Origin of the sequence: Actinomadura violacea, assembly GCF_017573465.1 — a bacterium.
Classification (GTDB): Bacteria; Actinomycetota; Actinomycetes; order Streptosporangiales; family Streptosporangiaceae; genus Spirillospora; species Spirillospora violacea.
This window is the reverse complement of record NZ_JAGEPF010000008.1, coordinates 243,815-255,508: the sequence shown is the minus strand read 5'-3', so window position 1 is coordinate 255,508 and position 11,694 is coordinate 243,815. Positions and strand designations below refer to the sequence as shown.

Genomic DNA, 11,694 nt, shown 5'->3' with positions numbered 1-11,694 from the left:
TCGGCCTTAAAACCGCGGTTTTAAGGCCGACACGCCGCAAGTCAACGAGAGGCGTGGTGGCAGGCGACGTGGTGGCCGTCGGCGGTCCGGCGGAGCTTCGGCTCCTCCTTCGCGCACAGGTCGGTCGCCAGGGGGCAGCGGGTCCGGAAGCGGCAGCCGCTCGGCGGGTCCAGCGGCGACGGGAGCTCCGCCGCCCCCGGCTCCGCGCCGCCCTGCGGGGCCTCCGGGACCGACGCCAGCAGCAGCCGCGTGTAGGGGTGCAGCGCCGACCCCGCCAGCGCCGCCGACGGGATCACCTCGCAGACCTTGCCGAGGTACATCACCATGATCCGGTCGCTGACGTTCTTCACCACGGCGAGGTCGTGCGCGATGAAGACCATGCTGAGCCCGAGCCGCTTCCCGGTGTCCTCCAGCAGGTTGAGGATCTGCGCCTGGACGGAGACGTCCAGGCTCGACACCGGCTCGTCCAGGATCAGCACGCGCGGGTCCAGCATGAGCGCGCGGGCGATGCAGACGCGCTGGCACTGGCCGCCGGACAGCTCGTGCGGGCGGCGGTCCCAGACCGTCGCCGGGTCGAGGCCGACCGCCTCCAGCGCCGCCTCGATCCGCGCCCGGTCCGGCCTGCCGCCCCGCACCGCCGGGCCCTCCGCGACGAGGTCGGCGACCCTGCGGCGCGGGTTCAGCGCGGCGACCGGGTTCTGCAGGATCATCTGCATGTCCTTGCGGTGCTCGCGCAGCGCGGCGGGCGCGAGCCCGGTCAGCTCCGTCCCGTGCAGCCGCACCGACCCGGCGGTGGGCGGCGGCAGCTGCATCACCGCGCGCCCCGCGCTGGACTTCCCGCAGCCGGACTCGCCGAGGATGCCGAGCGTCTCGCCGTCCAGCAGGTCGAAGCTGATCCCGGAGACGGCGTGGACCCGCCGGCCGCGCCCCGCCGGGAACTCGACGACGAGGTCCTCGACGGACAGGACGCGGTCGCCGGACCGCAGGTGGGTGGTGCCGGTGCCGGCCATCAGGCGCCTCCAAGGTCGACGGGGTGGTGGCAGGCGACGGCGCGGGCGCCGTCCGCGGCGAACTCCGGCGGCGCCGCGCAGGCGGGCGAGGCGTGCCGGCAGCGCGGCGCGAACCGGCAGCCGTCCGGCGGCGCGGCCATGTCCGGCGGCGCGCCGTCGATCGTCCGCAGGACGGAGTGGGGCGGGTCGCCCAGCCGCGGGACGGACGCGAGCAGCGCCTCGGTGTAGGGGTGGCGGGGGCTGTCGAACAGCTCGCCCGCCGGGGCCAGCTCCGCGAGCCGCCCCGCGTACATCACCGCGACCCGGTCGGCGCGGCCCGCGACCACCGCGAGGTCGTGGCTGATCAGGATGATCGCGGTGCCGAGCTCGGCCTGCAGCCGGCCGAGCAGGTCGAGGATCTGCTTCTGCACGGTGACGTCCAGCGCGGTCGTCGGCTCGTCCGCGATGAGCAGGGACGGCTCGCCGGCCAGCGCGACGGCGATCACGACCCGCTGGCGCATGCCGCCGGACAGCTCGTGCGGGTACTGGCGCAGCCGGCGGCGCGGCTCGGGGATGCCGACCAGGCGCAGCAGCTCCTCGGCGCGGTCGCGGGCGGCGGCGCGGGACAGGCCCCGCATCGCCTCGGTGAGGTGCCGGCCGACCCGCTTGACGGGGTTGAGGGCGGTCCCCGGGTCCTGGAAGACCATCCCGACGCGCGACCGCCACAGCCGGCGCCGCCCGGCGTCGTCGAGGGCGTGCACGTCGGTGCCGTCCAGGACGACCTTCCCGGTCACGGTCATCGCCGGCCCGGAGGTGTACAGGCCCATGACCGTCCGGCCGAGCACCGACTTGCCGGACCCGGACTCGCCGACGATGCCGAACATCTCGCCGGGGCGGACGGTGAAGGACACGCCGTCCACGGCCCGGAGCGGGCCGCGGGCGGTGCGGATCTCGGTGCGCAGGTCGTCGACGGACAGCAGGGGTGCGTCGTTCATGCCGTCTCCTAGAGGTTCGCCCGGCGCGGGTCCCACCGCTTGCGGGCCTTCTCGCCGATGAGGTTGAACGCGAAGACGGTCAGGAAGAGCGTGACGCCGGGCACCAGCACGATGTGCGGGTATTTCGTGAAGGCGTCGTTCTCCTGCCCCTCGGCGATCATGTTGCCCCAGGACGGCGCGGGCGGCTGGACGCCGAGGCCGAGGAAGCTCAGCGACGCCTCCGCGACGATCAGCACCGACACCATGACCATCCCGTAGGACGCGAGCGGCAGCACGACGTTGGGCAGCAGCTCGCGGGTCATGACCCGCCACCGGGACGCGCCCATCGCCTCCGCCGCGACGACGAATTCGCGCCGCGCGAACGCCATCGTGCTCGCGCGCGCCATCCGGACCATGCCGGGGATCGCGAGCAGCGACAGCGCGACGGCGATGTTGCGCAGGTTCGGCTCCAGGACGGTGCCGAGCGCGATCAGCAGGATCAGCGGCGGGACGGCCAGCAGCGAGTTCGTCAGGACGCCGACGGTCGCGTCGGCGCCGCGCCGGAAGTAGCCCGCCGCGATCCCGGCGGCGCCGCCGACGACCATGCCGATGACGACCGCGCCGAGCGACACCACGAGCGACGACCGCGCCCCGTAGACGACGCGCGCCAGCAGGTCGAGGCCGAAGTTGTTGGTGCCGAGGGGGTGCGCGGTGGACAGGTCGGGGACGGCCATGCCGGGGGTGTCGAGCGTCTTCACGATGTCCTGGTGCTCGCCGAGCGGCAGCACCGGGGCCGCGACCGCCGCGACGACCAGGACGGCCAGCCAGGCGGCGCACAGCCAGAACATCAGGTCGAACGCGTCGCCGAACAGGGCGCGCCCGGCGGCGTTCAGGCCGGTGTAGGCGCCGGCGAGGCCGGCGACGACCAGGGCGGCCTGCGTCCAGCCGTGCCCGGCGAGGACGGTCACCGACAGCCCGAGCACGGCGAGCCCGGCGAGGGCGAGGGCCGGGCCCCGCCACCGCGGGGCCGTGCGGGGCGCTGCGAGAGGAACGTCAGACATGTGCCCGCCTGATTCGTGGGTCGAGACGGCCGTAGGACAGGTCGATCACCGCGTTCACCAGCACGTAGATCAGCGCGATCACCAGCACCGCGCCCTGCACCATCGGCACGTCGCCCTGGTCGGCGGCGCCGATGATCAGGGTGCCCATGCCGGGCAGCGCGAACAGGTACTCCACGATCACCGTGCTGCCGATGAGGCGGCCGAGGCTGATGCCCATCAGCGTGACGAGCGACAGCGACGAGGGCCGCAGCGCGTCGTGGAACAGCACGTGCAGCGGCGTCATCCCCTTCGCCTTCGCCGACAGGATGAAGTCCTCCTGCAGGGTGGTGATGAGGTCGCCGCGCAGCACCCGGGTGAACGTCGCGGCCTCCATCAGCGCGATCGTCAGCGCGGGCAGGAACGCGTGGTAGAGGTTGCCGCCGAGGCCGTCGCCGATCCGGGACCACTCCAGCCGCGGGAACCAGCCGAGCCGCTGCGCGAACAGCGCGATGAACAGCATGCCGGCGAGGAAGCTCGGCACCGACAGCACGCCGAACGTGACGGCGCCGACGGCGCGGTCGACGACCCCGCCCGCCCGGTACGCCGACCACATCGCGAGCGGGATCGCCACCACCAGCGCCATCAGCAGCGCCAGGACGGCCAGTTCGGCGCTCACCGGCAGCGCGGCGGCGACGCGTCCGCCGACATCGCTGTTCGGCGGGATGAACGACTTCCCGAGGTCGCCGGTGAGCGCGTCGCCCACCCAGTGCCCGTACCGGACCGGCAGGGCGTCGTCGAGGCCCATCGAGTGCCGCTGCGCGGCGTACTCGGCGGCCGTGTGGCCCTCGCCGAGCACGACCACGGCGGGGTCGCTGGGCATCAGGTCCACCAGCGCGAACGTGCCCATGCTGACGATGACGAGCACCAGTGCCAGTTCGATGAGCCGTTTCACGAGGTCGCGTGCCATGTCGTCCCTCCTCAGCCCTTCGAGATCCAGGCGTCGCCGAGCAGGACCATGCTGTTGGTGGTCCCGGCGACGCCGTGCACGGTCTCCGGCCAGGCGACCAGCTCCGGCTGCGGGCCGAACACCAGGGCGGGCACGTCCTCGTTCCACTGCCGCTGGACGCGGGCCATGACCCCGCGCTGCTCGTCCAGGGTCGCGGCGCCGCGCAGCTCCTCGATGAGCCCGGACATCTCCGGCGTGGTCGCCATCCCGACGGTGAGGTTGCCCTTGGCGTGCAGCGTCGCGTACATGCGGCCGAACGGGCCCGAGTCGCGCCAGCTGATGCCCCAGCCGGACACGTCGTAGTCGCGGCGGACGGCCACCTTCGAGGTCTGGTCGGCGACCGACCGGACGAGGTCGAGCTCGACCTTGAAGCCGGCGTTCTCCAGCATCGCCTTGATCGCGAGGGCGGTCGTGCGGGACGCGGGGTCCTGCGCGTCGAGGTAGGTCACCTTGCCGTCGTAGCCGTCGGCCTTGGCCTGCTTGAGCAGTTCGCGGGCCTTGCCGGGGTCGTAGGGCAGCGGGGCGGCGCCGGTGTGCAGGGCCGACGACTCGGGGAACAGCGCGCTGCTCGCCAGCCCCGTGCCCGGGTAGGCGCGCTCGTAGATCACCTCGGGTTTGATCGCGTAGGCCATCGCCCTGCGCACCCGCGGGTCCGCGCCCGGGTGGCCGGCCGTGGCGTTGATGACGGCGACGTTGCCGAGGCTGACCATGCTGAGGAAGCCGTGCTCGCCGGCCTTGAGCGCCTTCTGGACGGCGACGGGGTCGCGCAGGAACGCCGCCTGGATCCGCCTGGACTTCAGCGTGTCGAGGGCCGCGTTGGGGTCGTCGACGTAGACCATCCGGACGCGGTCGAGGTTCGGCCGCCCGCCCCAGTAGCCGGGGTTGGCCTTGAGGAGGGTCTCCTCCTTGGGCCGGTAGCGCTCGAAGGTGAACGGGCCGGCGCCGACGGGCTTGAACCCGCCGCCCGCGTCGGACGACTTCGCGACGATCATCCCGGGGCCGGTGGTGAGCAGGTAGGGGAAGGTCGGCCACTTGTTGGCGAGCTTGAAGACGACGGTGCGGTCGCCGTGCGTCTCGACGGCGGTGACGTTGCTCTTCCACAGTGCCGCCTCGTCGCCGCCGTCCTTGACGTAGCGCTCGATGCTCCATTTCACGGCCTGCGCGTCGAGCGGCGTGCCGTCGCTGAACTTCACGCCGTCCCGGAGGGTGAGGGTGAAGGCGGTGCCGTCGCCGTCGGGCTTCAGGTCCTCGGCGAGCTGGGGGCGGACCTGCCCGCTCCCGGCGTCCCAGCGCATCAGGACGTCGTAGATCGCGGCCATCTCGACGCCGCCGGTGGAGCCCGCGACGATGGTCTGCGCCGGGTCCAGCAGCCCGGCCTCGGAGTAGGCCGCGAACGTCAGCGTGCCGCCCTTGGCGGGGGTCCCGCCGCCGTCGTCGCCGATCATCCCGACCGTGTACTTCACCGGTCTCCCGGCGGTGACCGCGCGGCCGCCGTCCTCGCTCTGCCAGGCGCACGCCGACGACATCGCCGCGACGGCGAGCAGCCCGGCGCAACGGCGGCGCCATCTTCTCCCGGACGTCTTCACATTCCTCCTGAGAACGGCCGCCGACCTGGCTGATCCCTGTTTCCGTCAGACCGGAACGAGATAAACAGCGCGGTCCTTATAGGGCGGGCGATGATCCCGCTCAGTGGGATCCCGAACATGCCGGAGGCCCCCGGTGGTCGAGCTTGGACACCGGGAGGGACAGATGGCAGAGGTGCTGGGGGACGACCGGCCGCGCGAGGACGTCACGTTCGCGGGGCTGGTCGCCGCGCGGGCGGACGACGACCGGACGGGCCTGTGGTTCGAGGACCGCGCGTGGACGTGGCGCGAGGTCGTCGCGGAGGCGCGGCTGCGCGCCGGCCTCGCCGCGCGGAGCCGGCAGGCCGGGCCCGGGCATGTCGGGCTGTTCCTGGAGAACGGTCCCGAGCACCTGTTCTGGCTGCTCGGCGCGGCCCTCGCCGGCATCCCCGTGGTCGAGCTGAACCCGACCCGGCGCGGCGCCGAGCTGGCCCGCGACATCACCCACACCGACTGCGCGCTGCTGGTCACCGAGGCGTCGCGGGCGCCGCTGCTCGACGGGCTCGTCCCGGACGTCCCGGTGCTGACCGTCGACGGCCCCGGATACGCCGAGGCACTCGCGGCGGCGCGGCCCGCCGCGATCGAGCCCGTCGCCGCGGAGACGATCTTCTCGCTCGTGTTCACGTCCGGGACGACGTCGGCGCCGAAGGCCGTCGTCTGCACGCAGGGGCGGCTCGGCCGCATCGCGGTGCAGCAGCGCGACCGGCGCGGCCTCACCCGCGACGAGGTGTTCTACGTCGTGATGCCGATGTTCCACTCGAACGCGCTGATGGCGGGCATCGCACCGGCGGTCGCGACCGGCGGCTGCGTGGTGGTGCGGCGCAGGTTCTCCGCGTCCGGGTTCCTGCCGGACGTCCGCCGCTACGGCGTCACGTTCTTCAACTACGTCGGCAAGCCGCTGAACTACATCCTCGCCGTCCCCGAGCGGCCCGGCGACGCCGACAACCCGCTGCGGATCGCGTTCGGCAACGAGGCGGCGCAGCGCGACATCGAGGAGTTCGCGCGCCGGTTCGGCTGCACCGTCATCGACTCCTACGGCTCCAGCGAGGGCGAGATCCGGCTCACCCGCGTCCCCGGCACGCCGCCCGGCTCGCTCGGCGTCGCCGAGGCCGGCACCGTGGTCATGGACCCGGACACGCTGCGCGAATGCCCGCCCGCGAAGTTCGGCCCGCACGGCGAGCTGCTGAACGCCGACGAGGCGATCGGCGAGATCGTCGACATGAAGGGCGCCGGCAAGTTCGAGGGCTACTACAACAACCCCGAGGCGACGGCGAAGCGCGTCCGCAACGGCTGGACGTGGTCGGGCGACCTCGCCTACCGTGACGCCGACGGCTACTGGTACTTCGCCGGCCGCGACAGCGACTGGCTGCGGGTGGACGGCGAGAACTTCGCCGCCGCGCCCGTCGAGCGGCTCCTCGCCCGGTTCGAGGCGTTCGCGGAGGTCGCCGTCTACGCGGTGCCGGACGAGCACGTGGGCGACCAGGTCATGGCGGCGGTCGCCATGGCGCCGGGATGCGCGTTCGATCCTGCCGCGTTCGCCGCGTTCCTGGTCGCCCAGCCCGACCTCGGCACGAAGTGGGCGCCGCGCTACGTCCGGATCGTCGCGGAGCTGCCGCGCACCCCGACCAACAAGGTGATCAAGCGTCCGCTGCGGGACGCGGCGTGGAACACCGCCGACCCCGTCTACGAGCGCCGCGACGGCTCCTACGTCAGGCGGTCCCCGGGTAGTCCGCGCCGAGGGTGACGTTGCGCCGAACGCCGCCGCACCCGTCCTCAGCCGGTCGGCAGGCCCTCGCGCTCCGCGATCGCGCCGAGCGCCTCGTGCAGGGCCGCGCGCTGCTCCGGGCCGAGCGGCGCGGCGATCTCCTCGTCGACCTCCCGCGCCGCCTCCGCGCACCTGCGCAGCAGCTCGCGGCCGTCCTCGGTCAGCGTGAGGACCTGGCGGCGCCGGTCGGCGGGGTCGCGGCGCCGCTCGATCGCGCCGAGCTTCACCAGGTGGTCGGCGAGCGCGACGACCAGGCTCGGCGCGACGCCCATCCGCGCGGCCAGGTCCTGCTGCGACGCGGCGACGCCCGCCTCCAGCGCCGTCATCAGCCCCGCGTGCTTGAGCTTCAGATCATGGACGGCGATCTTCGCGGCGAGCCGGTCGCCGTAGATCGCGCCGAGCGTGCCGAGCCGGAACGCCACCGTCGCGGGCAGCCCGCTGGGATCGCTCATGCCGCCGATGCTACCGGCGCCGAATCATTCTCCGGCTGAATCGTCCGGGTGCTCGGCGCAGAGGCAGCCGACGCCCCGCTCGATCCACTCCCGTCCCGCCCATTCCGGGTGCCGCCCGATCATCAGCGCCCGGATCTCCGCGGCGATGGCCTCCTCGCCCGCGGCGGAGTCCCGGCGCGCCCAGGTCTCGTCGCGCAGCAGTTCCAGGTAGTCGCGGACGTCCGCGAGCAGCCCCGGACCGCCGACGTCACCGTGCCCCGGCACCACCACGCGCGGCGCCTGCTCCGCCAGCCGCCGCATCACCGCGATCCAGCGGGTCCCGGAGACGTCGGTGTCGTGCGGCGGGAACCACGGGAAGATCGCGAACTGCCCGGCCTCGGCGAGGTCGCCGGTGAACATCACCCCGGCGTCCGGGACCGTCACCACCTGGTCGCCGCGGCTGTGCGCGCGGCCCGTCGCCCGCAGCCGCACCACCCGTCCGCCCAGATCGAGGTCGTGCGCCGCGTCGTAGACGACGTCGGGGGCGCGCAGCGCGACGCCTTCGAGCTGCCGGGCGACCGGCGCGCCGAGGCCCCGGAACATGTGGAGGTAGCCGTCGCCCTTGGCGGCGAGATCCTCGGCCTGCGCCCGGTTGACCAGGTACGTCGCCTCCCCGGCGAACGCCTGCGCGCCGAACGCGTGCTCGGGGTGGAAATGCGTCGTCGTCAGGTACAGCCTGCGGCCCCCGGCGTACTCGGACGCGAACTTCACGACGCTCTCGGCGTTCCGCGGCCCGAGCCCGGTCTCGACGACCAGCACCGAATGCGAGCCGCCGATGACGCCGATGTTCGGCACCAGCTGCACGCCGCGGTCGGGGATCACCACCAGGTCTTCGGCGACGTCCTGCGCTCCGGTGACGTCGACGATCGGGTCGGGCGCCGTGTACTCGGGCATGTCGCTCCTTCTCTCGGGAGCCTTCAGTGCAGCGCCGGGACGTCCGGGACGTCCAACACCGGTTCCGTCCGCCCGATACCGTCCGCGTATCGTCGCCGGTGATGGACCTACGCTCGCTGCGCTACTTCGTCGCCGTCGCCGAGGAACGCCACTTCGGACGCGCCGCGGCCCGGCTGCACATGACCCAGCCGCCGCTGAGCAGGGCCGTCAAGCAGCTGGAGACCGACCTCGGGGCCGTCCTGCTGGAGCGCTCGCCCGCCGGGGTCGCGCCGACCGCCGCCGGGGCGGTCCTCTACGACGAGGCGCGCCTGCTGCTGGAGCAGGCCGAGCGGCTGCGGACGCGCATCGCCGCCGCCGGCGGCACCGCGACGCTGACGGTCGGGATGCTCGCCGACAGCGGCGGGCGGACCGGCATCCGGCTGGCCGAGGCGTTCCGGCGCCGCCATCCCGGCGTCGACGTCCGCGTCCGCGAGGCCGACCTGACCGACCCGGCCACCGGCCTGCGGGCCGGGCTGGTCGACGTCGCGCTCACCCGGACGCCGTTCGACGACACGGGGATCACCGTCCACGAGCTGCGCGCCGATCCCGTCGGCGTGGTCCTGCGCGCCGACGACCCGCTCGCCGGGCGCGCGTGGCTGCGGCTGGCCGACCTCGCCGGCCGGCGCTGGTTCCGCTTCCCGGACGGCACCGACCCGATCTGGGCCGCCTACTGGACCGGCTCCGCGCCCGCCTCCGCGGCGGACGGCCCGGTGGTCCGCACCGTGAACGAGTGCCTGCAGGCCGTCCTGTGGAGCGGCTCGATCGGGCTGGGGCCGGTCGCGGACGCCCTGCCCGACGGGCTCGTCTCCGTCCCCGTGACCGACATGCCGCCGAGCCGGCTGGTCGTCGCCTGGGCGGGGGAGGACCCCGGCCCGCTCATCCGGTCGTTCGTCCAGATCGCCGCCGCGCTCTTCAGGCCCGAGGCGCCGAACCCGTAGCCCGGCGGGCCCTTGACGTCGCCCATGGCGCGGACGATACTCATCCCTAATCATTCAGAATGTGAATCATTTGGAGTGTGAAAGATGAGCGCCGTCGAGACGATGCTGATCGCGGCCAACGCCGCCGCGGCCGTGGTGACGGGCGCCGCCGGCGTGCTGGGCGCCGCCCGTCCCGGCCTGATGCTGGCCTCGGGGGAGACCGTCACCTCCGGAGTCGACTTCTACGCCCGCGTCTACGTCATCCGCGCGATCCCGCTGAGCATCGCCGTCATCGCGGTCCTGCTCGTCGCCGACGCGGCCGCCGTCGTGCCGCTCCTGGTCGTCGCGGGGGTGATCCAGGCCGGGGACGCGGCGCTCGGCGTCCTGCGCCGCGTCCCCGGCATGGCCGCCGGCGGGGGCGTCCTAGCCGTGGTCCACCTGCTGTCGGCCCACTGGTACGCCACCCACTAGCGCCGGCCCGGCGGCGGCTCCTCGCCGAACACCCAGGGGGCGAGGACGACCTGCCAGCCGTCCGGATCCTCGAACACCACCGACCCGTGATCCGACCAGTACGGGTTCTCCGGTGCGACCGTCCGGTGCCCGAGCCCGGCCAGCCGCGCCGCCGCCGCGTCGCGTGCCCCGGTGCCCCGGAGGTAGAGGACGAGCTGGTTCTCCGGGTGCGGCTCCGGGATCCGGGGCGGCACGCCGCTCTGGGTGATCTCCATGTGCACGGGCGTGCCCGGCAGCCCGAACACCGCGCCGTCGTAACCGGCGTGGCCGCGCCACTGGGCCAGCACCGGCAGGCCCAGCGCGTCCCGGTAGAAGGCGAGGATCTCCTCGAAGCGGGCCGTCGGCCGCGCGAACCGGACTGCCCCGACGTTCAGGTGCTCAGGCCACATCGCCCTGCCCCCCCTCCGGCAGCGTGAGGACGACCTTGCCGCGGCCGTGTCCCGTCGCGACCTCGCGGTGCGCGTCCGCCGCGCGGTCGAGCGGGAACACCGCGCGGACGTGCAGGCCCAGCCGCCCCTCCGCGTAGAACCGGGCGGCCTGCGCGACGCGCGCCGACGACCGCTTGTCCGGGGTGGTGCGCACGCCCAGCCCGGCGGCCCGCGCGTGCTCGACCAGCGTGATGATCCGGTTCCGGTCCCGGACGAGCTTCAGCGACACCTCCAGCGCGTCGCCGCCGGCGCCGTCCAGGGCGGCGTCGACCCCGCCGGGCGCCGCGTCCCGGATCCGCTCCTCCAGGCCGTCCCCGTAGGCGACCGGGAGCGCGCCGAGCGAGCGCAGGTAGTCGTGGTTGGCCTCGCTCGCGGTGCCGACGACGGTCGCGCCGGCGATCCGCGCGAGCTGGACGGCGACCGCCCCGACCCCGCCGGCCGCCGCGTGCACGAGCAGCGTGTCGCCCGGGCCGACGCTCATCTCCTCCAGCGCGATGTGCGGCGTCATCACCGCGGCCGGGAAGCCGCCCGCGACGTCCCACGGCATGCCCGCGGGCTTGGCCGTCACCGCCTCGGCCGGCACGACGACGTACTCGGCGTAGGCGTTGAGGCGGCAGTTGCCCATCACCTCATCGCCCGGCCGCAGGCCCGTCAAGCCGTCGCCGACCTGGTCGACGGTGCCCGCGAACTCGTTGCCCGGCACGCGCGGGAACCCGTCCGGCGTCCCCGGCGGCGTCCAGCCCTCGCGGACGGCCAGGTCGAACGGCTGCACCCCCGCAGCGCGGACGCGGACCCGGACCTGCCCGGGCCCCGCCTCCGGGGCCGGCACGTCCAGCACCCTCAGCACGTCCGGTCCGCCCGGCTGCTCGAAACCCGCGACCCGCATGATTCCTCCCTCAGAGTCGATCACGCAGCACGCTAGGACCTGGACCGAACTTGAGGTCAAGGCGCCGTTCCCGCCGGGAAGTGATGCCCGATTCGCTCGGTCACGTGCGGATTTGTCATATCTCACTAGGATG

12 protein-coding genes are annotated in these 11,694 nt (G+C 73.9%); 3 read left to right on the top strand and 9 right to left on the bottom strand.

Annotation, left to right across the window (positions count from 1 at the left end):
- Positions 1-41: 41 nt before the first annotated feature.
- The 5 genes from J4709_RS14370 to J4709_RS14350 are packed head-to-tail and all read right to left on the bottom strand — an operon-like array spanning position 42 to position 5,595.
- A complete protein-coding gene (locus J4709_RS14370; protein ID WP_208240971.1) occupies positions 42-1,010 on the bottom strand; it encodes an ABC transporter ATP-binding protein in 969 nt (322 codons plus the stop codon).
- On the bottom strand, positions 1,010-1,984 hold the full coding sequence (locus J4709_RS14365) for an ABC transporter ATP-binding protein (RefSeq protein ID WP_208240970.1): 975 nt from the start codon (positions 1,982-1,984) through the stop codon (positions 1,010-1,012). The genes J4709_RS14370 and J4709_RS14365 overlap by 1 nt, the downstream gene beginning before the upstream one ends.
- An 8-nt stretch (positions 1,985-1,992) precedes the next feature.
- On the bottom strand, positions 1,993-3,024 hold the full coding sequence (locus J4709_RS14360; protein WP_208240969.1) for an ABC transporter permease: 1,032 nt from the start codon (positions 3,022-3,024) through the stop codon (positions 1,993-1,995).
- Positions 3,017-3,970, bottom strand: a complete 954-nt coding sequence (locus J4709_RS14355; RefSeq protein ID WP_208240968.1) for an ABC transporter permease — start codon at positions 3,968-3,970, stop codon at positions 3,017-3,019. The genes J4709_RS14360 and J4709_RS14355 overlap by 8 nt, the downstream gene beginning before the upstream one ends.
- Positions 3,971-3,981: 11 nt before the next feature.
- Positions 3,982-5,595, bottom strand: a complete 1,614-nt coding sequence (locus tag J4709_RS14350; RefSeq protein WP_307801233.1) for an ABC transporter substrate-binding protein — start codon at positions 5,593-5,595, stop codon at positions 3,982-3,984.
- Positions 5,596-5,758: 163 nt separating this feature from the next.
- Here J4709_RS14350 and J4709_RS14345 point away from each other — a divergent pair, with 163 nt between their 5' ends.
- The gene (locus J4709_RS14345) at positions 5,759-7,375 is read left to right on the top strand and encodes an AMP-binding protein (protein WP_208240967.1); all 1,617 of its coding nucleotides are present in this window, start codon (positions 5,759-5,761) and stop codon (positions 7,373-7,375) included.
- Positions 7,376-7,404: 29 nt separating this feature from the next.
- Here J4709_RS14345 and J4709_RS14340 read toward each other — a convergent pair whose 3' ends face one another.
- Complete coding sequence (locus tag J4709_RS14340; protein ID WP_232383455.1) at positions 7,405-7,848, bottom strand: MarR family winged helix-turn-helix transcriptional regulator; 444 nt, start codon at positions 7,846-7,848, stop codon at positions 7,405-7,407.
- A gap of 24 nt (positions 7,849-7,872) precedes the next feature.
- Positions 7,873-8,781, bottom strand: a complete 909-nt coding sequence (locus tag J4709_RS14335) for an MBL fold metallo-hydrolase (RefSeq protein WP_208240966.1) — start codon at positions 8,779-8,781, stop codon at positions 7,873-7,875.
- Between the two features lie 101 nt (positions 8,782-8,882).
- Between J4709_RS14335 and J4709_RS14330 the strand changes: the two genes are divergently transcribed.
- Both J4709_RS14330 and J4709_RS14325 read left to right on the top strand, forming a co-directional pair.
- Positions 8,883-9,758: a LysR family transcriptional regulator gene (locus tag J4709_RS14330; protein WP_208240965.1), complete on the top strand. Its 876-nt coding sequence runs from the start codon at positions 8,883-8,885 to the stop codon at positions 9,756-9,758.
- An 84-nt stretch (positions 9,759-9,842) separates the two neighbouring features.
- Positions 9,843-10,208 carry a hypothetical protein gene (locus J4709_RS14325; protein WP_208240964.1) on the top strand — a complete coding sequence of 122 codons (366 nt, stop codon included), beginning with the start codon at positions 9,843-9,845 and terminating at the stop codon, positions 10,206-10,208.
- Here J4709_RS14325 and J4709_RS14320 read toward each other — a convergent pair.
- Positions 10,205-10,636, bottom strand: coding sequence for a VOC family protein (locus J4709_RS14320; RefSeq protein WP_208240963.1), 432 nt, complete (start codon positions 10,634-10,636; stop codon positions 10,205-10,207). The genes J4709_RS14325 and J4709_RS14320 overlap by 4 nt on opposite strands.
- Complete coding sequence (locus J4709_RS14315; protein ID WP_208240962.1) at positions 10,626-11,561, bottom strand: NADP-dependent oxidoreductase; 936 nt, start codon at positions 11,559-11,561, stop codon at positions 10,626-10,628. Before J4709_RS14315 ends, J4709_RS14320 begins: the two co-directional genes overlap by 11 nt.
- Between the last annotated feature and the right edge of the window lie 133 nt (positions 11,562-11,694).

Coding starts and splice junctions, on each gene's coding strand:
- J4709_RS14345 (WP_208240967.1), top strand. CDS start 5,759: ATGGCAGAGGTGCTGGGGGACGACCGGCCGCGCGAGGACGTCACGTTC.
- J4709_RS14370 (WP_208240971.1), bottom strand. CDS start 1,010: ATGGCCGGCACCGGCACCACCCACCTGCGGTCCGGCGACCGCGTCCTG.
- J4709_RS14325 (WP_208240964.1), top strand. CDS start 9,843: ATGAGCGCCGTCGAGACGATGCTGATCGCGGCCAACGCCGCCGCGGCC.
- J4709_RS14320 (WP_208240963.1), bottom strand. CDS start 10,636: ATGTGGCCTGAGCACCTGAACGTCGGGGCAGTCCGGTTCGCGCGGCCG.
- J4709_RS14315 (WP_208240962.1), bottom strand. CDS start 11,561: ATGCGGGTCGCGGGTTTCGAGCAGCCGGGCGGACCGGACGTGCTGAGG.
- J4709_RS14360 (WP_208240969.1), bottom strand. CDS start 3,024: ATGTCTGACGTTCCTCTCGCAGCGCCCCGCACGGCCCCGCGGTGGCGG.
- J4709_RS14355 (WP_208240968.1), bottom strand. CDS start 3,970: ATGGCACGCGACCTCGTGAAACGGCTCATCGAACTGGCACTGGTGCTC.
- J4709_RS14340 (WP_232383455.1), bottom strand. CDS start 7,848: ATGAGCGATCCCAGCGGGCTGCCCGCGACGGTGGCGTTCCGGCTCGGC.
- J4709_RS14330 (WP_208240965.1), top strand. CDS start 8,883: ATGGACCTACGCTCGCTGCGCTACTTCGTCGCCGTCGCCGAGGAACGC.
- J4709_RS14365 (WP_208240970.1), bottom strand. CDS start 1,984: ATGAACGACGCACCCCTGCTGTCCGTCGACGACCTGCGCACCGAGATC.
- J4709_RS14335 (WP_208240966.1), bottom strand. CDS start 8,781: ATGCCCGAGTACACGGCGCCCGACCCGATCGTCGACGTCACCGGAGCG.